Here is a 25,462-nt window from a genome sequence, read left to right as displayed (position 1 = left end):
GCCGGCTGTGGCGGTGGCTCGCCCGAGGCCCCTCGGGGCCCCCGCTTGCGGCCCATGGCCGACGACACCCTCAGGAGGTTGCCGTGGTCAACACCGGCGACACCGCCTGGATCCTCACCAGCGCAGCCCTCGTGCTGCTGATGACCCCAGGTCTCGCGCTCTTCTACGGCGGCATGGTCCGCGCCAAGAGCGTCCTCAACATGATGATGATGAGCTTCGGCGCGCTGGCGCTGATCAGCGTGCTCTGGGTCCTCTACGGCTACTCGGTCGCCTTCGGCAACGACGTGGGCCTGGGCCTGCTCGGCGACCCGAGCGAGTTCTTCGGCCTCAAGGGCCTGATGGAGGACACGACCAGCGAGGAGGGCGGGCTGCCCACGATGGCGTTCGTCGGGTTCCAGGCCGTCTTCGCCATCATCACGGTCGCGCTGATCTCCGGCGCCATCGCCGACCGGGCCAAGTTCGGCTCCTGGATGGTCTTCGCCGGCATCTGGGCGACCGTCGTCTACTTCCCGGTCGCCCACTGGGTGTTCGACTTCGACGCCGACGGGCACACCGGCGGCTGGATCGCCAACGACCTGGCCGCGATCGACTTCGCCGGCGGTACCGCGGTGCACATCAACGCCGGTGCAGCGGGCCTCGCGCTGGCGCTGGTGCTGGGCAAGCGCCGTGGCTTCGGGCGCGACGCGATGCGTCCGCACAACCTGCCGCTGGTGATGATCGGCGCCGGGCTGCTGTGGTTCGGCTGGTTCGGCTTCAACGCAGGCTCCGCGCTCGCCGCGAACAACACCGCCGCCGTCGCCTGGGTCAACACCCTGGTCGCCACCGGTGCCGCGACGCTGGCCTGGCTGCTGGTGGAGAAGGTCCGCGACGGGCACTCCACGTCCCTGGGCGGCGCCTCCGGCGTCGTCGCCGGCCTGGTCGCGATCACCCCGGCCTGTTCCGCGGTCTCGCCGGTCGGCGCGATCATCGTCGGCGCCGTCGCCGGTGCGCTCTGCGCCCTGGCCGTCGGGCTGAAGTTCCGGTTCGGCTACGACGACTCGCTCGACGTGGTCGGCGTCCACCTGGTCGGTGGCCTGGTCGGCACCATCCTGGTCGGCTTCGTGGCCGACCCCGACGCCCCGGCCGGCGTGGAGAGCCTCCTCTTCGGCGGCAGCGTCGACCAGCTGTGGCGGCAGGTCGTCGGTGCCCTCGCCGTCCTGGTGTTCTCGTTCGTCCTCAGCTGGATCATCGGCACGCTGATCCAGAAGACGATCGGTTTCCGGCTCACCGAGGAGGACGAGGTGACCGGCATCGACACCGTGGTGCACGCTGAGTCCGGGTACGACTTCGCCTCCCTGGGCGGCGGTGGCAGCACCGCGCCCCTGGGCGGCCAGGCACGCGCCGAGGCGCGCAACACCGAAGGGAGCCGGGCATGAAGCTCGTCACCGCCATCGTCAAGCCGTTCAAGCTCGACGACGTCAAGAACGCCCTGGAGCTGATCGGCATCGCCGGGCTCACCGTCAGCGAGGTGCAGGGGTTCGGCCGCCAGCGCGGCCACACCGAGGTCTACCGCGGCGCGGAGTACCAGGTGGACTTCGTGCCCAAGGTCCGCATCGAGGTCGTCGTCGGCGAGGTGGAGGCGGCCCGGGTGGTCGACGCGATCGTCGAGGCCGCCTCCACCGGGCAGATCGGTGACGGCAAGGTCTGGGTGACCACGATCGACGAGATCGTCCGGGTCCGCACCGGCGAGCGCGGAGCCGACGCACTCTGAGAAGGGGCCCCGTCCTCCTCATCCCGCGCACGCTGGGGTGGGCCTCGGGACGGGGCCGGGCCTGGACGTCGGCCGGGGTGGCGGGGAGACCCGCTGCCCCGGCCGACGCCGTTCCCCCCGCCGAGGACCCGACCGAGAGGTGCCCGTGCTCGACCTGGCCGCTGTGACCGCACTGCCCCGCGCCGAGCGCGTGCAGGCGTTCGACGACTGGCTGGCCGGCCTGCTGGCCGAGGCCCTCGCCGGCACCCCCCGCCCGTCCCGGCGGCGGGGGAGCTCGCCGGCCGAGCCGGCGCAGACCGGCGTCGCGCTGGTCGCGGTGGGCAGCCTGGGACGTCGCGAACTGCCCCCGCACGGCGACCTCGACCTGGTGCTCGTGCACGACGGTCGGCCCGAGGTGGCCGCCCTCGCCGACGCCCTCTGGTACCCGGTCTGGGACGCCGGAGTGCGGCTGGACCACTCGGTGCGCACCGTCGCCGAGGCGGTCTCGGTGGCCGGGGACGACGTCAAGGCCGGGCTCGGGCTGCTCGACGCCCGGCACGTCGCCGGCGACCCTGACGTCACCGCCGCGCTGCGGACGGCGACGCTGGGCTCCTGGCGCCAGCACGCCGGCCGGCTGCTGCCGCAGCTGCGCGACCTGCGCCGGGACCGCAGCCGGCGGGTCGGCGAGCTGGGCTTCCTGCTCGAGCCCGACCTCAAGGAGGCCTACGGCGGGCTGCGGGAGGGGCAGGTGCTGCGGGCGCTGGCCGCCGCCCAGCTGGCCGACGAGCCGCCGGCCGACGCGGGGGAGGCCTACGCGTTCCTGCTGGACGTGCGCGACGCCCTCCGCACCAGCACCGGCCGGCCCACCGACGCCCTGGTGCGCCAGGAGCAGCGACCGGTCGCCCAGGCCCTGGGGCTGGCCGACGACGACGTGCTGCTCCGCCGGGTCAGCCTGGCCGGTCGCCGGCTGGCGTTCGTGGCCGACGAGACCTGGCGCCGGGTCGATGCGTCACTGGTGCGCCGTCCCCGCGCCCGCTACCGCCGGGTGCGCCGGGAACCGCTGGCCGAGGGGCTGGTGCGGCAGGGCGACGAGGTGGTGCTGGCCCGGGACGCCCGGCCCGCGGCCGACCCCGGCCTGGTGCTGCGGGGTGCCGCGGCCGCGGCGCGGGCAGACCTGCTGCTGTCCCCGTACACCCTCAAGGTCCTCGCGGCGCACGCGCCGGCGCTGCCCGAGCCGTGGCCGCCGGAGGTCCGCTGGTCGTTCCTGCGGCTGCTGGCCAGCGGCCGCAGCGCCGTGCCGGTGCTGGAACAGCTGGACCAGGAGGGGCTGCTGTCCCGGATGCTGCCGGAGTGGGACCGCGTGCGGTCGCTGCCCCAGCGCCACCCGTGGCACCGGTTCACCGTCGACCGGCACCTGGTGGAGGCCGCCGCGGCGGCCGCCGAGCTGACCCGGGACGTCGACCGGCCCGACCTGCTGCTGGTCGGCGCGCTGCTGCACGACATCGGCAAGGGCTGGCCCGGTGACCACAGCGTCGTCGGTGAGCTGATCGCCGCCGAGGTCGCGACCAGGATGGGCTTCTCCCCGCCGGACGTCGCCACGCTCGCCGCGATGGTGCGCCACCACCTGCTCCTGCCGGCCACCGCCACCCGGCGGGACATCGACGACCTGGCCACCATCGACCGGGTCGTGGCGACGATCGGCGGGGACGCCGCCCTGCTGGAGCTGCTGCACGCGCTGGCCCAGGCCGACGGCGCGGCGACGAGCAGCTCGGCCTGGTCGCCCTGGAAGGCGCACCTGGTCGCCGCACTGGTGGCCCGGGTGCAGGCCAGGCTGGTCGCCGCGCCCGCCCCGGGGCCGGTGCTCGTGCCGACCACCCCGCAGGTCAGCGCCGCCGTGCCGGGGGTGCCGGGCGAGGCGGGCCGCGTCTCCGTCGGCGTGCAGGAGGTGACCGACGGCCAGCAGGTGACCTTCGTGGCGCCGGACCGGCCGGGCCTGTTCAGCCGGTGCGCCGGGGTGCTGGCGCTCAACCAGCTCGACGTCCGCGCCGCCAGCACCTCGGTGGCCGACGGGCAGGCGACCTCGGTGTTCGACGTCCGGCCGCGGTTCGGGCGGGCGCCGAGGCCGGAGATCCTGGCCGACGGCGTCCGCGCGGCGCTGGAGGGCACCCTGCCGCTGGCCGAGCGGCTGCGGCAGCGGGAGATCGACTACCGGCAGCACGGCGACCGAGCGGCGCCACCGCGGATCTCCTGGTACGACCACGAGGTCGACGGCGCGGCCGCCAGCATCGTCGAGGTCCGGGCGGGTGACCGGGCCGGCCTGCTGTACCGGCTGACCGCCGCGCTGGCCGACCAGGGCCTGGACGTCACCTCCGCGCGGATCGAGACCCTGGGGGCCGACGCGCTGGACTCCTTCTACGTCAGCGACCCGGCCGGGGGCGTGATGGACGCCGACCGGCGGCGGGGCATCGAGTCGGCCCTGGTGTCCGCAGCGGGTGGGGCGACCTCCGGCACGACGGTCGACGGCCCCGGCGTCAAGCGCGACACGCCGGCGGGCTGACTTCCGCGGTTCTGTCGCACCCCCGTGAGACGTTCGGTCTGCCGGACGGGAGCCCGCTCCCGACGACCGGCGATCAGACGAGAGGGGACGAACCCGTGACCGACCTCCAGCAGTGGCCCTGCCCCACCTGCGGGCACGACACCGACTTCGAGCAGCCCACGTGCATCGACGGGCACACCGAGGACGGCGGCGACTGCCCCGAGTGGGCCTGCGTCGACTGCGGCACCGCCGTGGTGGTCGGCGACGCGCACCGCCCGACGGCCGTGGCCTGGGGGCGCGCCGCCTGACGCCGTACCCGGCCGGGCCTCGCGAGCCCGGGTGGGCGACGAGCGGGGGCGGGGACTTCGGGGCGGCGCCGCGCCGGGTGGCCATTACGCTGGTGCCGGATGGCGTGACGGTCCCGGGGTGGCCCCGGGTGCCCGAGCCGTGACGTCCGGTCCGCTGATCAGCACCGCGGGCCGGCCGCCGGCTGCACGCCCGACTGCCTGAGGACGTGTTGTGTTCGAGACCCTCTCCGACCGCCTGGACAAGGTGTTCACCGGTCTGCGCGGCAAGGGCCGCCTCTCCGACGAGGACATCGACGCCACCGCGCGCGAGATCCGGATCGCCCTGCTCGAGGCCGACGTCGCCCTCCCCGTCGTCCGGGCGTTCATCGCCGCGGTCAAGGAACGGGCCCGCGGCTCTGAGGTCTCTCAGGCGCTGAACCCGGCGCAGCAGATCATCAAGATCGTCAACGACGAGCTGATCGACATCCTCGGTGGGGAGACCCGCCGGATCCGGTACGCCAAGCAGTCGCCGACGGTGATCATGCTGGCCGGTCTGCAGGGTGCCGGTAAGACCACGCTGGCCGGCAAGCTGGGCCGCTGGCTGAAGGCCCAGGGACACACCCCGCTGCTGGTCGCCTGTGACCTGCAGCGCCCCAACGCCGTGCAGCAGCTGTCGGTGGTGGCCGGTCAGGCCGGTGTCGACGTCTACGCCCCGGAGCCCGGCAACGGCGTGGGCGACCCGATCGCCGTCGCGCGCGACTCGATCGACCACGCCCGGCGCACCATGCACGACGTCGTCGTGGTCGACACCGCCGGCCGGCTGGGCATCGACGCCGAGCTGATGGCCCAGGCGGCCGGGATCCGGGACGCCGTCTCACCCGACGAGACGCTGTTCGTCGTCGACGCGATGATCGGCCAGGACGCCGTCACCACGGCGACCGCCTTCCAGGAGGGCGTCGGCTTCTCCGGCGTCGTGCTGACCAAGCTCGACGGCGACGCCCGCGGTGGTGCCGCGCTCTCGGTCCGGCACGTGACCGGTCAGCCGATCATGTTCGCCTCGACCGGTGAGAAGCTCGCCGACTTCGACGTCTTCCACCCCGAGCGGATGGCCTCGCGCATCCTCGGCATGGGCGACGTGCTCACCCTGATCGAGCAGGCCGAGCAGGCCTTCGACGCCGACCAGGCCGAGCGGATGGCCGGCAAGCTGGCCAGCCGGGAGGGCTTCACCCTCGAGGACTTCCTCGAGCAGATGATGGCCATCCGCAAGATGGGCCCGATCGCCAACCTGCTCGGCATGCTGCCCGGCGCCGGGCAGATGAAGGAGCAGCTCGCGCAGGTCGACGAGCGCGACCTGGACCGCACCGCGGCGATCATCCGGTCGATGACCCCGGCCGAGCGGGCCACCCCCAAGATCATCAACGCCTCGCGGCGGGTCCGGATCGCCAACGGCTCCGGGATGAGCGTCACCGACGTCAACCAGCTGCTGGAGCGCTTCGCCCAGGCCCAGAAGATGATGGGCCAGATGGCCGGCAGCATGGGCATGCCGGGCATGGGCCCCATGTCGAAGAAGCAGCGCGGCCGGCAGAACCAGGTGCAGGCGCGCGGCAAGGGCAAGAAGGGCAAGGGCGGCAAGAAGGGCGGCCCGGCCCGCCGGCCGATCGGCGCCCCCGGTGCCATGGGCGGCGGGTTCCCCGGTCAGCTCCCCGGCGGTGCGCCGGGCGGGCTGCCGGGTCTGCCGCCCGGGCAGGCGATGCCCGACCTGAGCAAGCTGGACTTCAGCCAGTTCAAGGACCAGCAGGGCCGCTGAACCGGTGACCGGCCCCGCTCTGCCCGATCTGCACCTGTCCGGCGTCGTCCTCCCCGAGGGCGAGCACCGCGAGCTGTGGGTCACCGGCGGGCGGATCACTCATCAGCCGGTGCCGGGCGCGGAGACGGTCAGCCGCGGTGGCTGGCTGCTGCCCGGGCTGGTCGACGCGCACTGCCACGTCGGCCTCGGGCGGGGTGGTGAGCACCTGCCGGGGGTCGAGGACCTGCGCGCCCAGGCGCTCGCCGAGCGGGACGCCGGAGTGCTGGCGCTGCGTGACTGCGGCTCGCCGGTGGACACCCGGGTGCTCGACGAGCACCTCGACCTGCCCCGGGTGATCCGGGCCGGCCGGCACCTGGCCGCGCCGCGCCGCTACATCCCCGGCCTGGCCATCGAGCTCGAGCCGGCCGACCTCGTCGCGCAGGTGCGGGTGCAGGCCCGGCGCGGCGACGGCTGGGTCAAGCTGGTGGGTGACTGGATCGACCGCGGCATCGGCGACCTGGCCCCCGAGTGGCCCGCCGAGGTGCTCACCGCGGCGATCGAGGCCGCCCACGCCGAGGGCGCCCGGGTCACCGCGCACACCTTCGGCACCGACGCGCTGCCGGCCCTGCTGGCCGCCGGCATCGACTGCATCGAGCACGGCACCGGGCTGACCGAGGAGCTGGTCGGGGAGATGGCGCGCCGGGGCACCGCCGTCGTCCCCACGCTGGTCAACGTGGAGAACTTCCCCGGCTTCGCGGCCGCGGGGGAGAAGCGGTTCCCCGCGTACGCCTCCACGATGCGGCGGCTGTACGCGAACTCCGGTGCGGTGGTGCGCGCGGCGTACGACGCGGGCGTCCCGGTGTTCGCCGGCACCGACGCCGGCGGCGGCATCGACCACGGGGTGATCGCCGACGAGATCCGCGCGCTGCACGCCGCCGGGCTGCCCGCCGAGGCGGCCCTGGCCGCCGGCAGCTGGGCTGCGCGGCAGTGGCTGGGGCTGCCGGGCATCGAGGAGGGCGCCCCGGCCGACCTGGTCGTCTACGACACCGATCCGCGCGCCGACCTCGACTCGTTACAGCGGCCGCAACGAACCGTGCTCCGCGGCCGCGTCGTCGCCTGAGCGAAACCGATGGACGGCGCCGGGGAGGCGCCTGGGATGCTTGCGCCGTGTTGTTGCGGATGTCCTCCCTGTTCCTGCGCACCCTGCGTGACGACCCGGCGGATGCCGAGGTCCCCAGCCACCGGCTGCTGGCCCGCGGTGGGTACATCCGCCGCGCCGCGCCGGGCGGGTTCACCTGGTTGCCGCTGGGCTGGCGGGTCTTCCGCAACGTCGAGCGCATCGTCCGCGAGGAGATGGACGCGATGGGCGCGCAGGAGGTGCACTTCCCGGCGCTGCTGCCGCGCGAGCCCTACGAGGCGACCGGCCGCTGGACCGAGTACGGCGACAACCTGTTCCGGCTGCAGGACCGCCGGGGCAACGACTTCCTCCTCGGCCCCACCCACGAGGAGATGTTCACCCTCCTGGTGAAGGACCTCTACGGCTCCTACAAGGACCTGCCGGTCTCGCTCTACCAGATCCAGACCAAGTACCGGGACGAGGCGCGGCCCCGCGCCGGGCTGTTCCGCGGCCGTGAGTTCACCATGAAGGACAGCTACTCCTTCGACGTGGACGACGCCGGGCTGGACCGTTCCTACGCCGCCCACCGCGAGGCCTACATCCGCATCTTCGACCGGCTGGGCCTGGAGTACGTGATCGTCTCGGCGATGTCCGGGGCGATGGGCGGTTCCAAGAGCGAGGAGTTCCTGCACCCCACCTCGATCGGCGAGGACACCTTCGTCCGCTCGCCCGGCGGGTACGCCGCCAACGTCGAGGCGGTCGCCACCGTCGTCCCGGAGTCGATCCCCTTCGACGGGCTGCCCGAGGCGCACGTCGAGGACACCCCCGACACCCCGACCATCGACACGCTGGTCGCGGTGGCGGACGAGCTGTTCCCCGACGCCGGCTACACCGCGGCGCAGACGCTGAAGAACGTCGTGGTCACCCTGGTGCACCCCGACGGCACCCGTGAGCCGCTGGTCATCGGCCTGCCCGGTGACCGTGAGGTCGACACCAAGCGGCTGGAGGCCCAGGTGGCCCCGGCCGAGGTCGAGCCGTTCACCGACTTCGCCGCCCACCCCGACCTGGTCAAGGGCTACATCGGCCCGCAGGTGCTCGGCACCGAGGGCAAGTCCGGCATCCGCTACCTGGTCGACCCCCGCGTCGTCCCCGGCTCCCGCTGGGTCACCGGCGCCAACGAGGCCGGCCGGCACGTCTTCGACCTGGTCGCCGGCCGCGACTTCAGCTGGGACGGCGTGATCGAGGCCGCCGAGGTGCTGGCGGGGGACCCGGCTCCCGACGGCTCCGGCCCGCTGGAGCTCGCCCGCGGCGTGGAGATGGGCCACATCTTCCAGCTCGGACGGAAGTACGCGGAGGCGCTGGACCTCAAGGTGCTCGACGAGAACGGCAAGCTCGTCACCGTCACCATGGGCTCCTACGGCATCGGCGTCTCCCGCGCCGTGGCCGCGATCGCCGAGTCGATGCACGACGAGCTCGGGCTCGTCTGGCCGCGCGAGGTCGCCCCGGCCGACGTCCACCTGGTCGCCACCGGCAAGGACGCCGCCGTCTTCGAGTTCGCCGAGACCCTCGCCGGTGAGCTGGTCGCCGCCGGGCTGACCGTGCTGCTGGACGACCGGCCGAAGGTGTCCCCGGGCGTGAAGTTCAAGGACGCCGAGCTGCTCGGGATGCCGACCATCGTCACCGTGGGCCGCGGCCTGGCCGAGGGCGTCATCGAGGTCCGCGACCGGGCCACGGGGGAGCGGTCCGAGGTGCCGGTCGCCGACGCCCGCGAGGCCGTGCTCGCGGCCGTCCGCAGCTGAGGTCCGGCCCGCCTGCGCGGCGGGCCGGGCGCGGCGTGGTGCACTGCTGCCGTGGCCGACGACCTGGAGCAGCAGCTGCGGCTGACCGCGCAGACGGTGGAGGCCAACCTCGGCCACGGTGACCGGGTGCACGCGCCGCGCCCGATCGACCACCTGGCCGGGTTCCGCACCCGGTCGGCGGCGACGGCGGCCGGTGAGGAGCTCACCGCGGCCGGGTACCGGGTCGACGGGCTGTACCGCCGGCTGCTCACCGTCTGGCTGGAGTTCAGCGCGATGACCGCCGTCGACCACGAGACCGCGGCCGCCTTCACCCGGGAGGTGGTCGGGATCATCGGCCGGCACGGTGGCCACTACGACGGCTGGGGTGGCTTCCTGGTGCCCCCGGACGACGCCGGGGACTGACCCTCAGGTGCGGGCGACCAGCTCCACCTCGTAGCCGTCGGCGTCGGCCAGGTAGGCCGCCCGGTGGTCCGGGCCGCCGGCGAACGGGTGCCGGTCGCCGAACAACAGCGACCAGCCGTGCGCCGGCGCCTCGGCGACCAGGGCGTCCAGCTCCGCCGGGGAGCCGGCCCAGAACGCCAGGTGGTTCAGGCCGGGGGCGCGGCGCTCGTGCCGGTCGCCGGTCAGCGCCGGCGACCGCTCGACGACCAGGTAGCTCCCGTCGGCCCAGCGCCACGAGCGGCCGTGCTCCCAGGACTGGAACGGCTGCGCGCCGAGCGCCCCCAGCAGCCAGCCCCACGACCGGGTGGCCCGGGTCAGGTCGGGCACCCACAGCTCGATGTGGTGCAGGACGCCGGGCTGGGGTTCATGAGCAGTCGCCACGTCTGGCATCATGGTCTGTCGAACACGGCGGTGGCGGCCCTCTCACCGTTCCCCGCCCGTGTCCATCGCTCCGCCCCGGCGTACCCCCACGCGTCCGTCCGGCGAGCAACCACACACGTTCGAGGAGCACACCACACACCGTGGCCACCAAGATCAAGCTCATGCGCCTGGGCAAGATGCGCGCGCCGTACTACCGCATCGTCGTCGCCGACGCCCGCACCAAGCGGGACGGTCGTTCGATCGAGACGATCGGCAAGTACCACCCGAAGGAGGACCCGTCCTTCATCGAGGTCGACAGCGAGCGCGCGCAGTACTGGCTCGGTGTCGGCGCCCAGCCGACCGAGGCCGTCGCCGCCATCCTCCGGGTCACCGGTGACTGGCAGAAGTTCAAGGGCGAGCCGGCTCCGGCCCCGATGAAGGTCGCGGCCCCCAAGGCCGACAAGAAGGCCGTCTACGAGGAGGCCGCCCGCGCCGCCATGGGCGAGCCGGCCACCGACGCCACCACCCCGAAGAAGAAGGCCGCTCCCAAGGCCGACGCCGCTCCGGCCGACGCGCCTGCTGCTGAGGCGCCTGCCGCCGAGCCGGCCGCGGCCGAGACGCCCGCCGAGTAAGACGTGCTCGAAGAAGCGCTCGAGCACCTGGTCAAGGGCATCGTCGACAACCCCGACGACGTCGTGGTCGACCTGGTCAACGGCCGTCGCGGCAAGACCCTCGAGGTCCGGGTCCACCCCGACGACCTCGGCAAGGTCATCGGCCGCGGCGGGCGCACCGCCAAGGCGCTGCGCCAGGTCATGACCGGTGTCGGTGGGCGCGGCCTGCGGGTCGACGTCGTCGACACCGACGGGCGCTGAGCACTCCCGGCGCCTCCGGCGCCACCCCGCACTCCACCGACACCGTGGTGGTCGGCCGCATCGGCCGACCCCACGGTGTTCGTGGTCAGGTGACCGTCGAGGTGCGCACCGACGACCCCGACCTGCGGTTCGCCCCCGGGTCTGTGCTGCTCACCGAGCCCGCCCCGCGAGGCCCACTCACGGTCGAGGCCGCCCGCTGGCACAGCGGCACGCTGCTGCTCACCCTGGCGCGCACCGACGGCACGGTGGTCGCCGACCGCGAGGAGGCCGACGCCCTGCGCAACACGCAGTTGTTGGTGCCCGTCGCCGAGCTGCCCCCGCTGGAGGACCCGGAGTCCTTCTACGACCACCAGCTGGTCGGGCTGGCCGCCGAGCTGCCCGACGGCACCCCGGTCGGCACGGTCACCGCCGTCCGGCACGAGGGCACCGAGCTGCTCGTCGTGCGCCGTCCCGAGGGCGGTGAGGTGCTCGTCCCGTTCGTGACCGCGATCGTCCCCACCGTCGACGTGGCCGCCGGGCGCCTGGTCGTCGACCCGCCCGAGGGGCTGCTGGACCTGTGACGTTCCGCGTCGACGTCCTCACGATCTTCCCCGAGTACCTCGCCCCGCTGGGCCAGTCGCTGCTGGGCAAGGCCGCCGCGCGGGGCCTGGTGTCCGTCGGGGTGCACGACCTGCGGCAGTGGACCGACGACGTGCACCGCACCGTCGACGACTCCCCGTACGGCGGCGGGCCGGGCATGGTCATGCGCCCGGAGCCCTGGGGGCGCGCGCTGGAGGCGGTCCGCCCGGCCGGCACCCGGCTCGTGGTGCCCACCCCGGCCGGCCGGCCGTTCACCCAGGCGGTGGCGGCCCAGTGGGCCACCGAGCCCGGGCTGGTGTTCGCCTGTGGCCGCTACGAGGGCATCGACCAGCGGGTCGCCGACTGGGCCGCCGAGGCCGGGCCGGTGTCGGAGGTCTCGATCGGTGACTACGTGCTGGCCGGTGGCGAGTCGGCCGTGCTGGTCATGGTCGAGGCGGTCACCCGGCTGATCCCCGGCGTGGTCGGCAACGCCGACTCCGTCGAGTTCGACTCGCACGCCGACGGGCTGCTCGAGGGCCCCTCCTACACCCGGCCGGCGACCTGGCGCGGGCACGAGGTCCCGCCGGTGCTGCTGTCCGGCGACCACGCCGCGATCGCCCGCTGGCGGCGCGCGGAGTCGCTGCGCCGCACCGCCGACCGTCGTCCCGACCTGCTCGCCGCGCTGCCCGACGGCGCGCTCACCACCGCCGACCGCGCCGCCCTGGACGCGGACCCGCCGGCGTGAGCGACGGCGTCTGGGTGCGTCCCTCGGCCCGGGTGGTCGTGCTCGACCCCCGGCAGCGGGTGCTGCTGTTCGGCGGGCGCGGCCTGCAGCCGCGCACCGACCCCGGCCACGTCGAGTACTGGTTCACCCCCGGCGGTGGCGTCGAGGACGGCGAGGACCTGCGGACGGCGGCGGTGCGCGAGCTGGCCGAGGAGACCGGCCTGGTCGTCGCGCCGGCCGCACTGGAGGGCCCGGTCTGGCTCCGTCGCTGGCAGGGCCGGTGGGGGGACACCCTGCTCGACGCCCGGGAGACCTTCTTCGTGCTGCGCGACGTGGTGCACGAGGTCGACGTCAGCGGACGCACCGAACTGGAGCGACAGCTGGACGAACCGCACCGCTGGTGGTCGCCGGCGGAGATCGCCGACAGCGCCGAGCGGTTCGCCCCCCGGGACCTCGGGACGGCGCTCCCCGAGGTGCTCCGGGGCCCGTGGACGGGGCCGCCACGCGTGGTCGACTGAAGATGTGGCACAGTAGAGAGCTGCTGCAGGCCGTCGGCTCCACGCCGACGGTGGCTCCGTCCCCCACCGGGCGGTGGAGCGCAGCCACCCGGCACGGCTGCAGTGGGCAACCGCTGCCCGAGTCACGACGACTTTCCCGCTAGGACTGAGGACTGCTGCGATGAACACCCTGGACGCCCTCGACGCCGCGTCGCTGCGCGACGACATCCCCGACTTCCGACCCGGGGACACCGTGAAGGTGCACGTGCGGGTCATCGAGGGCAACCGCTCGCGTGTCCAGGTCTTCCAGGGCGTCATCATCCGGCGCCAGGGCGGCGGCATCCGCGAGACCTTCACCGTCCGCAAGGTCAGCTTCGGCGTCGGCGTGGAGCGCACCTTCCCGGTGCACACCCCGGTGGTCGAGAAGATCGAGGTGCTGTCCCGCGGTGACGTCCGCCGGGCAAAGCTCTACTACCTCCGCGAGCTGCGCGGCAAGGCCGCCAAGATCAAGGAGAAGCGCGAGTTCGTCTCGCGCTGACCCCAGCGTCTCCCCGAACGGACCGGCTGCACTGCGCAGCCGGTCCGTTCGCGTTCGTGGGGTGTGTCCACGGCGACGGCGCCCGGCGGGCGGGTCGGCGGCCACCCCGGTCGGCGGACCGTACGCTGGGCCGCGATGAGCACGCACGGGCCCGCTGAGCCTGCAGACGCCCGCCCCACCGGGCAGTCCGCTTCGACCGAGCCGACCGCCGGGTCCACCGCGCGCGACACCGCCGACGGCGCCCCCACGGGGTCCGGCCGCCGCCGGGGCGGGCAGGAGCGGGCCAAGAAGGGCTCGCTGCTGCGCGAGCTGCCCGTGCTGCTGGTGATCGCCTTCGTGCTCGCGCTGCTGGTGAAGACCTTCCTGGTGCAGGCCTTCTTCATCCCCTCCGGGTCGATGGAGCAGACGCTGCACGGATGCACCGGTTGCACCGGCGACCGGGTGCTGGTCAACAAGGTGCCGTACTGGTTCGGCGAGCCCGAGCCCGGCGACATCGTCGTCTTCCGCGGGCCGGACACCTGGTCGCCGGAGATCGCCGTCGAGGAGCCCGGCAACTGGCTGTCCGGCGCGCTGCTGACGCTCGGCCGGGCCATCGGGGTCGCACCGCCGAGCGAGGACGACTACGTCAAGCGGGTCATCGCCGTCGGAGGCCAGACGGTGGAGTGCTGCGACCCGCAGGGGCGCGTCCTGGTCGACGGCGAGCCGCTGGACGAGCCGTACATCTACCAGGACGCCCCGCTGGGCACCGGCACCTCCACCGGCCGGGAGTTCGGGCAGGTGCACGTGCCGGAGGGGCGCCTGTGGGTGATGGGCGACCACCGCTCGGCGTCGGCCGACTCCAAGGCCCACATGGACGACGAGCACGCCGGCACCATCGCGGTGGACGACGTGATCGGCAAGGCGGCGCTGATCGTCTGGCCGCTGGACCGGTTCGGCGTGCTCGACAGCCCCGACATCCAGCAGGGGCAGGCCGAGGGGCTCGCCCCGACCGGCAGCGAGCCGACCCCGGTCCAGGACACCGCCGCCCTCGCCGCGCCGTACGCCCTCGGGCTGGCCGGGGCCGCGCCGCTCACCGCCTGGCGGCGGCGCCGCCGTGGCGCCCGGCTGACCGGCCCGTCGCGACGACCGCCGCGGACCGGGTGGCGGCGGGTCCGTCGTCCCGCGCAGACCCGGCCCGGCCGCGAGGCCGACGCCGGCTGACCGGCGCCGCCGCGCGGCCGGTGACCGGCGCCGTCCGTCCCGCGACCCCTGGCGACGGGGTCGCCGCACCGACGTAGGGTCGGCAGGCGATGGCTGCTCGACCTGCTCCCGCCGCACCCCGTCCGTCGGGGCGCCGGACGACCCGTGACGACGTCCCGGACGACCTGTGGGCCATGGAGCGCTCGTTGCGGCAGCGCGGCTTCGCCACCATCGCCGGCGCGGACGAGGCAGGCCGTGGCGCGTGCGCCGGGCCGCTGGTCGCCGCGGCGTGCGTGCTCCCGCCGGGACGGCGCGGGAAGGTGCCGGGTCTGGCCGACTCCAAGCTGCTCAACGCCGCCACCCGCGAGGACGTCTACGCCGAGGTGGTCGACCGCGCTCTCGCCTGGTCGGTGGTGGCGATCCCGGTCGGTGACCTCGACGCCCGGGGCATGCACGTGACCAACATCGAGGCGCTGCGCCGGGCGGTGCGTGCCCTGGACCCACTCCCCGAGTACGTGCTGACCGACGGCTTCCCGGTCAGCGGCCTGGTACAGCCCTCCCTCGCGGTGTGGAAGGGCGACCGGGTCGCCGCCTGCGTCGCGGCCGCCTCGGTGCTGGCGAAGGTCACCCGGGACCGGGTGATGCTGGAGCTGGACGGCCGGTTCCCGGAGTACGGGTTCGCCGAGCACAAGGGCTACATCACCGACGCGCACAGCGCCGCGCTCGACCGGCACGGGCCGTGCCCGGAGCACCGGATGCGCTTCGTCAACGTCGCCCGTGCCCGGGACGCACACGCCGTCCGGACGCCGCCCCTGCCGACTGCGACCGGCATGCACGATGATGGTCCGGTGCCGCCCGGGGCCCCGGTCGCGGCACTGACGTCCCCGGCACCGATGGAGCACGCGCGATGAGCACCGAGGACCTCGAGAAGTACGAGACCGAGATGGAGCTGCAGCTCTATCGCGAGTACAAGGACATCGTCCGCCAGTTCTCCTACGTCGTGGAGACCGAGCGGCGCTTCTACCTGGCCAACAGCGTCGACCTCCAGGTCCGCGACGCCGGGGGAGAGGTGTTCTTCGAGCTGCGGCTCTCCGACGCCTGGGTGTGGGACATGTACCGCCCGGCCCGGTTCGTGAAGAACGTGCGGGTGGTGACGTTCAAGGACGTCAACGTGGAGGAGCTGGACAAGCCCGACCTCGAGCTGCCGGACAACCCCCGCCTGCCCTGATCGGCCACTGGCCCGGCTGCAGCACACCCGGGCACCCTGGCCGCCGGTGACCCCGGCCCGCCGGTCGTCGTCCACAGCCGGGGGCACCGTCCACAACCAGGTCCAGAGCCTGGTGGGGCACCGGCACCGACCGCCACGGTCGACGGGTGCCGAGTCCTCGCCGAACCCAGTCCGCCGACCACCGCGCCGCCCTCGGCGCCTACGGCGAGCGGGTCGCCGTCCGGGCGCTGACCGACGCCGGCCTGCTGGTCCTCGACCGCAACTGGCGTTGCCGCGGCGGTGAGCTCGACGTCGTCGCCCGGGACGGCGACGCGCTGGTGTTCTGCGAGGTCAAGACCCGCACCGGCACCGGCTTCGGGCCACCGGCGGAGGCGGTCACCGCCGACAAGCGCCGCCGGCTGCGGGTGCTGGCCAGCGCCTGGCTGGCCGCTCACGACCACCACGCGCCCGACCTGCGCTTCGACGTCGTCGGGGTGCACGTGCCGCCCACCGGCCCGGTTCGGGTCACCCACCTGCGGAACGCGTTCTGATGGCGCTCGCGCGGACCTGGTCGGTGGGGCTGGCCGGCGTGCAGGGCGCGATGGTCGAGGTGGAGGTCGACCTGGCACCCGGTGTGCCCACGGTGGTGCTCGTCGGGCTGCCGGACGCGGTGGTGCGCCAGTCGGTGGACCGGGTGCGGGCCGCGGTGGTCAACAGCGGCCACGAGTTCCCGCTGCGCCGGGTGACGATCGGGCTCTCCCCGGCGGCGATGCCCAAGCAGGGCAGCGGCTTCGACCTGGCGCTCGCCGTGGCGGTGCTCGCCGGCACCCGCGTGGTGCCCGGGGCCGCCGTCCGGGACCTGGTGCTGCTGGGCGAGCTCGGGCTGGACGGCTCCCTGCGCGCGGTGCGCGGTGTGCTGCCGGCGGTGCTGGCAGCTGTGCGGGCCGGGCACCGGCAGGTCGTCGTGCCGCAGGAGAACGCGGACGAGGCCGGCCTGGTCGAGGGCGTCGAGGTCCTCGCCGCCGGCAGCCTGCGCGAGGTGGTGGCGCACCTGGCGGGGAAGGCGCTGCTGCCACCGCACGAGCGGGCGGTGACCGACCCCGCTCCGCCCGGGCCGGACCTCGCCGACGTGGTCGGCCAGGCGGCCGGACGGCGGGCGGTGGAGGTCGCCGCGGCCGGTGGCCACCACCTGTTCCTCAGCGGACCGCCCGGTGCCGGGAAGACGATGCTCGCCGAACGGCTGCCCGGGCTGCTCCCACCGCTGGACGAGCAGGCCGCGCTCGAGGTGACCGCGATCGCCTCCATCGCCGGCACGCTGCCCGCCGGAGCGCCGCTGGTCACCCGGCCGACCTTCGAGGCGCCGCACCACTCGGCGACGATGGCGGCGCTGGTCGGCGGTGGCTCCGGTCAGATCCGCCCGGGCGCCCTGTGCCGGGCCCACCGCGGGGTCCTCTTCCTGGACGAGGCGCCCGAGTTCCCCCACACGGTGCTGGACACGCTGCGCCAGCCGCTGGAGCGCGGGTCGGTGACGATCTCCCGGGCCAGCGGCGCGGCGACCTTCCCGTGCCGTGCCCAGCTCGTGCTGGCGGCCAACCCCTGCCCGTGCGCGAGCGCGGCGGGTGACACGGCCTGCACCTGCAGCCCGCTGGAGCGGCGCCGCTACCAGTCCCGGCTCTCCGGGCCCCTGCTGGACCGCATCGACCTGCGGGTCACCCTGCCCCCGGTCACCCGCGCGGCCTGGCTCGACGGGCTGGGCAGCCCGGAGTCGACCGCCACGGTGGCCGAGCGGGTGCGCCGGGCGCGGGCCACCGCGGCCGAGCGGATGGCCGGCAGCGGTCTGGCGCTCAACAGCGACGTGCCGGGCCGGCTGCTCCGGGAGCGCTGGCCGGTGCCGCGCGCGGCTCTGGCGCTGGCCGAGCGGGCGCTGGAGCGTGGCTCGCTGTCGGTGCGCGGCTTCGACCGCGTGCTGCGGGTGGCCTGGACTGTTGCGGACTTGGCGGGGCACCCGGTGCCGACCGCCGACGACGTCGCGGAGGCGCTCGGCATGCGTCTGCAGCGGGTGGCGGCGTGACGGAGCGCCAGGTGGGGGAGCGCCAGGTGGGGGAGCGCCAGGTGGGGGAGGCCGCGCCCGAGGTGCGCCGGGCCCGGGCCTTGCTGTCCCGGGCGGTGGAGCCGGGGTCGGTGGCGCTGTGGCGGTTCGTCGAGCAGGCCGGGCCGGTGGCGGCGGCCGCTGCGCTGCGCGCCGGTACGGCATCGCCGGCGGTGCAGGCGCTGGCCGGCGCGCGGGCCGGCGAGGACACCGGCAGTGCGGACCTGGACCGTGCCGCACGGTGCGGCGCCCGGCTGGTCGTGCCCGAGGACGCCGAGTGGCCGGCGCAGGCCCTGCACTGCCTGACGGTGGCCTCCTCCGCCGAGGACGCGGACGGTCGCGACCGGACCCTGACGCTGGTGCCACCGCTGGCCCTGTGGGTGCGCGGGCAGCCGCCGCTGGCCGACGTGGTCGACAGGTCGGTGGCCCTCGTCGGCGCCCGGGCGTCGACCGCCTACGGCGAGCACGTCGCCGCCGAACTCGCGCACGGGCTGGGGGAGCGGGGCTGGACGACGGTCTCCGGTGGTGCCTTCGGCATCGACGCCGCCGCGCACCGCGGCGCCCTGGCCGCGGGGGCACCCACCGTGGCGGTGCTCGCCTGCGGGGTCGACCGCGCCTACCCGGCGTCGCACTCCGCGTTGTTCGCGCGCGTGCTGGACGCAGGGCTGCTGGTCAGCGAGTGGCCGCCGGGCTGCGCTCCGCTGCGGCACCGGTTCCTGGTGCGCAACCGCCTGATCGCGGCACTCACCCGCGGCACCGTGGTGGTCGAGGCCGCCGCGCGGTCCGGTGCGCAGGCGACCGCCCACCGGGCCCGGGACCTGGGCAAGCAGGTGATGGCGGTGCCCGGCCCGGTCACCTCGGCGATGAGCGTGGGGTGCCACCAGCTGCTGCGCGACACCGAGCAGGGAGCGCGTCTGGTCACCTCGGCGGCCGACGTCCTCGAGGCCGTCGGCCGGCTCGGGGAGGACCTGGCCCCGCCGGCGGAGCGGCCCGTGCGGGCCCGTGACTCGCTGTCGGACGTCGCTCGCCGGGTCCTGGACGCCTGCCCGGTGCGCGCCGGGGTGCCGCCCGAGCGGCTGGCCGCCGTCGCGGGCTGCACCGTGCTCGACGTCCTGCGGGTCCTGCCGGCCCTGGAGCTGGCCGAGCTGGTCGAGTGGACCGGCACCGGCTGGCGGGTCACGGCGACGGCTCCCCGATCATGAGCCGCCGTCGGGCAACGGCTCCTGTGGCCACTGTGGTCCCTCAGGTGACAGCAGCCGGAGGGCCTGGACCGGTGCCGGGCGGCTCGAGCTGGTTGCGGACAACCCATCTCTTCGGCGCGGCGGGTTGACCGGCCGGGCGCGCCGACGGACGCTGCGCCCATGCCCACAGGGACCGCAGAGCTGCGCGCGGGGCTGCCGCCTGCGCTGGCCGAGTCGCTGGAGGCCTGGGAGGAGCACCTGCGACTGCAGCGGGACCTCTCCGAGCACACCGTCCGCGGGTACGTCGGGGACGTCGTCTCGCTGCTGGACCACCTGGTCCGGCGCAGCGGGCGCACCGTGGCCGACCTCGACCTGGCCACCCTGCGCAGCTGGCTGGCCCAGGGGCGTGCCCGGGGGGACGCACGGTCGACCACCGCGCGGCGGGCTGCCTCGGCGCGCTCGTTCACCGCCCACCTGCGCCGCAGCGGCCAGGTGGCCGAGGACGTCGGGCTGCGGCTTTCCAGCCCGCGGGCGCACCGCACCCTGCCCGGTGTGCTGGGCGCCGACCAGGCGCGGGCGGTGCTCGAGGAGGCCGCCCGCCCGGCGGTGGACGACGAGCAGCCCACCGACACGGCCCTGCGGCTGCGCAACGTGCTGGTGGTGGAGCTGCTGTACGCCAGCGGCGTGCGGGTCGGCGAGCTGGTCGGCCTGGACGTCGACGACGTCGACCGGGACAGGCGGCTGCTGCGGGTGCTCGGCAAGGGCCGCAAGGAGCGCAGCGTGCCCTTCGGTGCGCCGGCCGCCGCTGCGCTGGACTACTGGCTCACCCGGGGCCGGCCGGTGCTGGCCACGGCCGGCAGCGGACCGGCGCTCTTCCTCGGCGCGCGCGGTGGCCGGCTGGACGCCCGGGAGGCCCGCCGCGTCGTGCACGCCGCGGTGGCCGCGGCCCCGGGCACCCCCGACGTCGGCCCGCACGGCCTCCGGCACTCGGCGGCCACGCACGTCCTGGAGGGCGGAGCCGACCTCCGCAGCGTCCAGGAGCTGCTGGGTCACGCTAGCCTCGCCACGACGCAGGTCTACACACACGTGACGGTCGAACGGTTGCGGGCGGTCCACGCCCAGGCCCATCCCCGAGCGTGAGAGGTGCGCCGATGAACGGAACGGCAACGGTCGAGCGGGGGAGTGCGGGTGTCTGAGGCAACGGTCCAGCAGGTCGGTGCGAGCGAGGACCCGGACTCGTTCGTCGTCGACCTCTGGGGGCGCTACGTGGCCGGCCGGGACACCGACCTGCGCGACCGGCTGATCCTGCACTACGCCCCGCTGGTCAAGTACGTCGCCGGCCGGGTGGGCAGTGGTCTGCCCGCGCACGTCGAGCAGGCCGACCTGGTCTCCTACGGCACCTTCGGGCTGATCGACGCGATCACCCGCTTCGAGCCCTCGCGGGAGATCAAGTTCGAGAGCTACGCGATGGCCCGCATCCGTGGCGCGATCATCGACGAGCTGCGCTCCACCGACTGGATCCCGCGCTCGGTGCGGATGAAGGCGCGGCAGTACGAGCGGACGGTCGCTGCGCTGGAGGCCAGGCTCCAGCGCAGCCCGACCGACGAAGAGGTCGCCGACGAGATGGAGATGGACGTCGAGGACGTCCGTAAGTTCCTCGGCCAGCTCTCCCTGGTCAACGTGGTCGCCCTCGACGAGCTGCTGGTCGACGACGACGGCTCCGCGCCCCGTCTGGGCGACACGCTCAAGGACACCGCCGCCCTGGACCCGCAGGCGATGGCCGAGCACGGCGAGGCCCGGCAGCTGCTGGCCCGGGCGGTGGAGCAGCTCCCTGAGCGGGAGAAGGTCGTCGTCAGCCTCTACTACTTCGAGGGCCTGACGCTGGCCGACATCGGCCGGGTCCTCGGCGTCACCGAGAGCCGGATCTGCCAGCTGCACACCAAGGCCGTGCTGCACCTGCGCACCAAGCTCGCCGACATCGCCTGACCGGCTCTCCCGGCGGATCACCGCGGCGCCGTCCGTGGCCGCCTCCGCGTGCACGCTCGGGTGGGTCGGCGGGCGGCTACGGTGCGGCGGTGACCGACGCCGAGGAGACGCTCGCCAGCGAGGGCGTCACGCACGTCGTCCGGGTCGGGGGGACGGTGCGCCGTCCGGTGCGGCCGTTCACGGCCACCGTCCAGGCCTATCTGGCGTTCGTCCGCAGCCGGGGCTTCACGGACTGCCCCGAGCCGCTCGGGCGTGACGCGGAGGGGCGCGAGGTGTTGTCGTACGTGGCCGGTGAGGTGCCGGTGGAGCCGCTCCCGGAGCACGCCACCAGCGCGAGCGCGCTCGGGACGTTGGGCGCCCTCATCCGTCGCCTGCACGACGCGGCGGACGGGTGGGCCCTGCCGGCCGATGCGGTCTGGGGCGGGGTCCCCGGCGTGCGTCCCGACGGGGTGGTGCCGCTCTTCGACGAACCGGAGTTGGTGTCGCACATGGACTACTGCCCCGGCAACGTGGTGTTCGACGGCGGCCTGCCGACCGCGCTGATCGACTTCGACCTCGCCCGGCCGACCACGCGCGTCGCCGACCTCGCCAACGCCCTGTACTGGTGGGCGCCCCTGGCGGCCCCGGTGGACCGCGCGCCGTCGCTGGTCGAGGCGGACGTGCCGGCCCGGGTGCGCGCCTTCGCCGACGCCTACGGGATGACCGCGGAGCAGCGCGCCGCGGTGGTGCCGGTGGCGAACCGGATGGTGGCCAACTTCCTGCTCACCTCCCGTGCCGCCGCCGAGGCCGACCCCGTCTTCCGCCGGTGGTGGGACGACGGCCTGGAGGACCGGTTGCCCCGGACCGTGGCCTGGCTGGCCGCAGAGTCCGGGAGGCTGGCCGCCGCTCTCTGACCTCGGTCGCCGGCGTCAGTCGCCCGGGCGGGGGCCGAGCAGCGGCTGGGCCCCCGGCGGGTTGCGGTGCCCCTCCTGCCAGGGCAGCAGACCGGTGGAGTCGGGCCAGATCAGCTGCAGCGCCTCGACCGAGCCGGAGAACTGCTCGGCCACCGACAGCCGGGCGGTGTCCTCGACGGTCAGGAACACCACGGGGGAGTCGGGGTCGGTCAGCGCGGTGGTGGAGACACCCGGACCGAACCGGGCGCCCGCGCGGACGGCCTCGCCCACCAGGTTCAGGTACTTCTCGCCGGCCGGGAAGGGCAGCCCGACGACGACCACCTCGGGGTGCTGCCAGGCCGACAGCCCGACCGTGTAGGAGTAGCGGGGATCGGCGGGGGAGGTCCCGCCACCGTGCAGCACCGCCCAGCCGAACCGGTCGACCACCCGGCGCAGGTCCGCCAGCACCTGGGAGGCGTCCTGCTCCTCGGCGCCGTGCTCTCCGGCGACCTGGCTCACGGCGTCGCCCGGGTCGACGTCGGCCGGTGCCGTCCCGTCGGCCGGGGCGCCGGCCTGTGCCGAGCCGGTCGGACCGGGGGTGCCCTGCTCCGCGCCGTCCGGACCAGCGCCGCTCTGCTCGGTGTCGCCCGGCTTCGGGGCACGCTTGCGTCGGAATCGCACAACAGGACGGTAGCGCCGGCGTCGCCCGGCCAGCGGGGGCCGCACCGCAGCCGCCCCGGTGCCGGCCCGGTGCGGGAGGAGCGGGACGTGCCCACGAGGCCGGGTCGGACCGAGGGCGGGTCGCGGCCGAGCCGGCTCCCGGCTGTCCCGGGGACGCCTGGGCAGGGGGTGGCCCGGACCGGAGCGCGCCTGCGGCGGAGCGCGTGGACCCAGGTCGATCACGGCCAGGGCAGCAGCCGGACCCGCGGGGGGCGGAGCAGGGACAACGGGTCGAGGTAGACCTCCCCACGGCGCAGCCCCCAGTGCAGACATGCCTCGACCGGGCAGCCCGCATGGCCGCCGTCGAGCACTCCGAGGGGCGAACCGCGGGACACCGGCTGACCGGCGGCGACCCCCGGCCGCACCGGCTCGTACGTCGTCCGCAGGCCGTCCGGGTGGTCCACGCTGACCACCGGCCGCCCGGCGACCATGCCGGCGAAGGCCACGGTGCCGGCCCCGGCGGCCACCACCGGCTGGCCGATGGCCCCGGCCAGGTCGACGCCGCGGTGCCCGGCGGCGTAGGGCCCCGGTGGCGGCAGGAACGGCCGGGTGACCTCGGGGTCCTGGGCCAGCGGCCAGCCCCACAGGGCACTGGCGGCCGGCGGGGCGCTCGCAGGCCGTGGCGCGCCGGCCGACGGGGTGGGCTGCCCGGTGACCAGGACGCAGACCACCAGGAGCACGGTGAGCAGTCGGGGGGCGAGCACGTCCGGACCCTGCCGGCCGGGTGCGCGGGTCGGGGGCTGCGGAGCGGAGCTGTGGACGGCCGGCACACCTGGGGACGGGCCGGTCGAGTGACCGCCCAGCACCGCGTATGCTGGTCCTGCGGTCCGCCTCCGGCGGATCGACTTCGCGTGTCCTCTTCCCGCCGCTCGTGCACCTGGCGAGCCCAGCGGGGCAGTCGCCACCTCGGTCCCGCCCCTCCGGGCGGGTTCGGTGGCGCGGCCGGACACCAGGGCGGCGCACCTCCCGGTGCGCCCGCGACAACCGAGCAGCGCGACGGCGGCCCCTGGCCGCCCGCGCACGAGAAGGAAGGCGGCGCCACGTGGCAGTCGTCAGCATGAAGAACCTGCTCGACAGCGGGGTCCACTTCGGGCACCAGACCCGTCGCTGGAACCCGAAGATGAAGCGGTTCATCTTCACCGAGCGCAACGGCATCTACATCATCGACATCCAGCAGACGCTGGGTTACATCGACCAGGCCTACGAGTTCGTCAAGCAGACCGTGGCCCACGGCGGTTCGATCATGTTCATCGGCACGAAGCGCCAGGCGCAGGAGGTCATCGCCGAGCAGGCGACCCGCGTCGGCATGCCCTACGTGAACCAGCGCTGGCTGGGCGGCATGCTCACCAACTTCCAGACCGTCTACAAGCGCCTCGCCCGGCTCAAGGAGCTCGAGGACCTCGAGCAGACCGGCGCGCTGGTCAGCCTCTCCAAGAAGGAGCAGCTGGTCCTCTCCCGCGAGAAGGCCAAGCTCGAGCGCTCCCTCGGCGGCATCCGCGACATGCAGAAGGTGCCCAGCGCCGTCTGGATCGTGGACACCAAGAAGGAGCACATCGCCGTCGGTGAGGCCCGGAAGCTGGGCATCCCCGTCGTCGCGATCCTCGACACCAACTGCGACCCCGACGAGGTCGACTACAAGATCCCGGGCAACGACGACGCGATCCGCAGCACCGCGCTGCTGACCCGCGTGATCGCCGACGCGGTCGCCGAGGGCCTCATGGCCCGCTCGGCCGCGCAGGCCAACGCCGGTCGCGGCGAGGACGGCGCCGAGGCCCCGGCCGCCGCCGAGCCGCTGGCCGACTGGGAGCGCGAGCTGCTGACCGGCGGCACCGCCGACGCCGCCGCGCCGGCTGCGGAGGGCGTTCCGGCCGTCGCGACTGAGGCCGTCGCCACCGAGCTGCCCGAGACCCCGGCCGCCCCGCCGGCCGTCACGGCCGAGGAGGTCGCTCCGGTCGAGGGCGTCCCCGCCACCGGTGACCAGAGCACCGGCACCCAGGGCGCGCAGAACGGCTGACCGGTCGGCGCCGCTCGTCCCCGCCTGACCGCGGGGAGGGCGGCGCCGCCGCATGCCCGGCTCCGGCCGGCACCTCAACTCGCGGGGTCCGCGCCCCGCACCACCACCAGATCAGAGGAAGTGACATGCCTGCTTTCACCGCAGCCGACGTGAAGCGTCTCCGTGACGCCACCGGCGCCGGCATGATGGACTCCAAGAAGGCCCTGACCGAGGCCGATGGCGACTACGACAAGGCCATCGAGTTCCTCCGCGTCAAGGGCGCGAAGGACGTGGGCAAGCGCCTGGAGCGCTCGACCACCAACGGCGTCGTGGTCAGCCGCGACGGCGCGCTGCTCGAGCTCGACTGCGAGACCGACTTCGTCGCCAAGAACGCCGACTTCGTCACGCTGGCCGAGCGTCTGCTGGACGTCGTCCTGGCCGAGAAGCCGGCCGACGTGGACGCGCTGCTGGCCGCCCAGGTCGACGGGCAGACCGTCGCCGCCCTCATCGAGTCCGAGTCCGCCCGGATCGGCGAGAAGCTGGTACTGAGCCGGTTCGTCGCCTTCGAGGGCACCACCGCCGTCTACCTGCACAAGCGCGCCACCGACCTGCCCCCGGCCATCGGTGTCGCGGTGCAGTACTCCGGCGGCGACGAGGACGCGGCCCGCTCGCTGGCGATGCACATCGCCGCCGCGCGGCCGCGGTACCTGACCCGCGAGGAGGTCCCGGCCGACGCGGTCGAGACCGAGCGTCGGGTCGCCGAGCAGACGGCCAAGGAGGAGGGCAAGCCCGAGCAGGCGATCAGCAAGATCGTCGAGGGTCGGGTCAACGCCTACTTCAAGGACTTCGTGCTCCTGGAGCAGCCCTCGATCACCGAGCCGAAGCGCACCGTCAAGCAGATCATCGCCGACGCCGGTCTGACCGTCGACCGGTTCGCCCGCTTCGAGGTCGGCCAGGCCTGATCCAGGCCCGAACGACCGTGACACCCACC

General features: G+C 74.7%; 28 protein-coding genes. 25 read left to right on the top strand and 3 right to left on the bottom strand.

Translation table 11 applies throughout. The features are described 5' to 3' along the window. Positions 1-83 precede the first annotated feature (83 nt). The 8 genes from HLA93_RS07930 to HLA93_RS07895 all read left to right on the top strand — a co-directional run bounded on the left by HLA93_RS07930 (position 84) and on the right by HLA93_RS07895 (position 9,656). Positions 84-1,415 (top strand): ammonium transporter, encoded by a 1,332-nt coding sequence (locus HLA93_RS07930; RefSeq protein ID WP_222193858.1) that lies wholly within the window; start codon positions 84-86, stop codon positions 1,413-1,415. Next, a complete protein-coding gene (locus HLA93_RS07925; RefSeq protein WP_089304115.1) occupies positions 1,412-1,750 on the top strand; it encodes a P-II family nitrogen regulator in 339 nt (112 codons plus the stop codon). Before HLA93_RS07930 ends, HLA93_RS07925 begins: the two co-directional genes overlap by 4 nt. A 139-nt stretch (positions 1,751-1,889) precedes the next feature. Next, the gene (locus HLA93_RS07920; RefSeq protein ID WP_308128008.1) at positions 1,890-4,286 is read left to right on the top strand and encodes a [protein-PII] uridylyltransferase; all 2,397 of its coding nucleotides are present in this window, start codon (positions 1,890-1,892) and stop codon (positions 4,284-4,286) included. Positions 4,287-4,381: 95 nt separating this feature from the next. Next, the gene (locus HLA93_RS07915; protein ID WP_222193857.1) at positions 4,382-4,573 is read left to right on the top strand and encodes a phage terminase large subunit family protein; all 192 of its coding nucleotides are present in this window, start codon (positions 4,382-4,384) and stop codon (positions 4,571-4,573) included. Between the two features lie 211 nt (positions 4,574-4,784). Next, entirely contained in the window at positions 4,785-6,359 is a 1,575-nt protein-coding gene (gene ffh, locus HLA93_RS07910; RefSeq protein WP_222193856.1) for a signal recognition particle protein, read from the top strand. Positions 6,360-6,363: 4 nt separating this feature from the next. Next, positions 6,364-7,458, top strand: a complete 1,095-nt coding sequence (locus tag HLA93_RS07905; protein ID WP_308128007.1) for an amidohydrolase family protein — start codon at positions 6,364-6,366, stop codon at positions 7,456-7,458. Between the two features lie 59 nt (positions 7,459-7,517). Then, a complete protein-coding gene (locus HLA93_RS07900) occupies positions 7,518-9,254 on the top strand; it encodes a proline--tRNA ligase (RefSeq protein ID WP_246626133.1) in 1,737 nt (578 codons plus the stop codon). Between the two features lie 51 nt (positions 9,255-9,305). Continuing rightward, the gene (locus tag HLA93_RS07895) at positions 9,306-9,656 is read left to right on the top strand and encodes a ribonuclease E inhibitor RraB (protein ID WP_222193854.1); all 351 of its coding nucleotides are present in this window, start codon (positions 9,306-9,308) and stop codon (positions 9,654-9,656) included. A 3-nt stretch (positions 9,657-9,659) separates the two neighbouring features. Here HLA93_RS07895 and HLA93_RS07890 read toward each other — a convergent pair whose 3' ends face one another. Then, a complete protein-coding gene (locus tag HLA93_RS07890; protein WP_222193853.1) occupies positions 9,660-10,076 on the bottom strand; it encodes a VOC family protein in 417 nt (138 codons plus the stop codon). 140 nt (positions 10,077-10,216) lie between these two features. Between HLA93_RS07890 and rpsP the strand changes: the two genes are divergently transcribed. The 15 genes from rpsP (at position 10,217) to HLA93_RS20865 (ending at position 21,779) form a co-directional block, all read left to right on the top strand. Then, the gene (rpsP, locus tag HLA93_RS07885) at positions 10,217-10,687 is read left to right on the top strand and encodes a 30S ribosomal protein S16 (protein ID WP_222193852.1); all 471 of its coding nucleotides are present in this window, start codon (positions 10,217-10,219) and stop codon (positions 10,685-10,687) included. A 3-nt stretch (positions 10,688-10,690) separates the two neighbouring features. After that, complete coding sequence (locus tag HLA93_RS07880) at positions 10,691-10,927, top strand: RNA-binding protein (protein ID WP_014742367.1); 237 nt, start codon at positions 10,691-10,693, stop codon at positions 10,925-10,927. 44 nt (positions 10,928-10,971) lie between these two features. Next, on the top strand, positions 10,972-11,487 hold the full coding sequence (gene rimM / locus HLA93_RS07875; RefSeq protein WP_308128006.1) for a ribosome maturation factor RimM: 516 nt from the start codon (positions 10,972-10,974) through the stop codon (positions 11,485-11,487). Then, positions 11,484-12,230, top strand: a complete 747-nt coding sequence (trmD, locus tag HLA93_RS07870; RefSeq protein WP_222193851.1) for a tRNA (guanosine(37)-N1)-methyltransferase TrmD — start codon at positions 11,484-11,486, stop codon at positions 12,228-12,230. Before rimM ends, trmD begins: the two co-directional genes overlap by 4 nt. Continuing rightward, a complete protein-coding gene (locus tag HLA93_RS07865) occupies positions 12,227-12,727 on the top strand; it encodes an NUDIX hydrolase (protein ID WP_222193850.1) in 501 nt (166 codons plus the stop codon). The genes trmD and HLA93_RS07865 overlap by 4 nt, the downstream gene beginning before the upstream one ends. A gap of 160 nt (positions 12,728-12,887) precedes the next feature. Further along, the gene (rplS, locus tag HLA93_RS07860) at positions 12,888-13,244 is read left to right on the top strand and encodes a 50S ribosomal protein L19 (protein ID WP_222193849.1); all 357 of its coding nucleotides are present in this window, start codon (positions 12,888-12,890) and stop codon (positions 13,242-13,244) included. A 135-nt stretch (positions 13,245-13,379) separates the two neighbouring features. Further along, entirely contained in the window at positions 13,380-14,444 is a 1,065-nt protein-coding gene (gene lepB, locus HLA93_RS07855; protein ID WP_222193848.1) for a signal peptidase I, read from the top strand. Between the two features lie 89 nt (positions 14,445-14,533). Next, a complete protein-coding gene (locus tag HLA93_RS07850; RefSeq protein WP_222193847.1) occupies positions 14,534-15,334 on the top strand; it encodes a ribonuclease HII in 801 nt (266 codons plus the stop codon). Then, on the top strand, positions 15,331-15,651 hold the full coding sequence (locus HLA93_RS07845; RefSeq protein WP_222193846.1) for a DUF2469 domain-containing protein: 321 nt from the start codon (positions 15,331-15,333) through the stop codon (positions 15,649-15,651). Before HLA93_RS07850 ends, HLA93_RS07845 begins: the two co-directional genes overlap by 4 nt. Positions 15,652-15,797: 146 nt before the next feature. Continuing rightward, entirely contained in the window at positions 15,798-16,181 is a 384-nt protein-coding gene (locus HLA93_RS07840) for a YraN family protein (protein ID WP_222193845.1), read from the top strand. After that, a complete protein-coding gene (locus HLA93_RS07835) occupies positions 16,181-17,701 on the top strand; it encodes a YifB family Mg chelatase-like AAA ATPase (RefSeq protein ID WP_222193844.1) in 1,521 nt (506 codons plus the stop codon). The genes HLA93_RS07840 and HLA93_RS07835 overlap by 1 nt, the downstream gene beginning before the upstream one ends. Beyond that, entirely contained in the window at positions 17,698-18,921 is a 1,224-nt protein-coding gene (dprA, locus tag HLA93_RS07830; protein WP_222193843.1) for a DNA-processing protein DprA, read from the top strand. Before HLA93_RS07835 ends, dprA begins: the two co-directional genes overlap by 4 nt. Positions 18,922-19,080: 159 nt before the next feature. Then, complete coding sequence (locus HLA93_RS07825) at positions 19,081-20,040, top strand: tyrosine-type recombinase/integrase (protein ID WP_222193842.1); 960 nt, start codon at positions 19,081-19,083, stop codon at positions 20,038-20,040. Between the two features lie 48 nt (positions 20,041-20,088). Further along, entirely contained in the window at positions 20,089-20,886 is a 798-nt protein-coding gene (gene whiG / locus HLA93_RS07820) for an RNA polymerase sigma factor WhiG (RefSeq protein ID WP_222193841.1), read from the top strand. A gap of 89 nt (positions 20,887-20,975) precedes the next feature. After that, the gene (locus HLA93_RS20865; RefSeq protein WP_222193840.1) at positions 20,976-21,779 is read left to right on the top strand and encodes a phosphotransferase enzyme family protein; all 804 of its coding nucleotides are present in this window, start codon (positions 20,976-20,978) and stop codon (positions 21,777-21,779) included. A gap of 15 nt (positions 21,780-21,794) precedes the next feature. On the opposite strand, the gene HLA93_RS07810 is transcribed toward HLA93_RS20865, so the two are convergent. Both HLA93_RS07810 and HLA93_RS07805 read right to left on the bottom strand, forming a co-directional pair. Then, positions 21,795-22,439, bottom strand: a complete 645-nt coding sequence (locus HLA93_RS07810) for a DUF4262 domain-containing protein (protein WP_222193839.1) — start codon at positions 22,437-22,439, stop codon at positions 21,795-21,797. Between the two features lie 218 nt (positions 22,440-22,657). Beyond that, the gene (locus tag HLA93_RS07805; RefSeq protein WP_222193838.1) at positions 22,658-23,182 is read right to left on the bottom strand and encodes a M23 family metallopeptidase; all 525 of its coding nucleotides are present in this window, start codon (positions 23,180-23,182) and stop codon (positions 22,658-22,660) included. A gap of 338 nt (positions 23,183-23,520) precedes the next feature. On the opposite strand from HLA93_RS07805, the gene rpsB reads away from it, so the two are divergent. After that, positions 23,521-24,492 carry a 30S ribosomal protein S2 gene (gene rpsB / locus HLA93_RS07800; RefSeq protein ID WP_222193837.1) on the top strand — a complete coding sequence of 324 codons (972 nt, stop codon included), beginning with the start codon at positions 23,521-23,523 and terminating at the stop codon, positions 24,490-24,492. Between the two features lie 125 nt (positions 24,493-24,617). After that, the gene (tsf, locus tag HLA93_RS07795) at positions 24,618-25,433 is read left to right on the top strand and encodes a translation elongation factor Ts (RefSeq protein WP_222193836.1); all 816 of its coding nucleotides are present in this window, start codon (positions 24,618-24,620) and stop codon (positions 25,431-25,433) included. Positions 25,434-25,462: the final 29 nt, after the last annotated feature.

Origin of the sequence: Modestobacter italicus, assembly GCF_019799965.1 — a bacterium.
Lineage (GTDB): Bacteria > Actinomycetota > Actinomycetes > Mycobacteriales > Geodermatophilaceae > Modestobacter > Modestobacter italicus_A.
The sequence above is the reverse complement of the archived record's forward strand: the minus strand, read 5'-3'. Positions and strand labels throughout refer to the sequence as shown.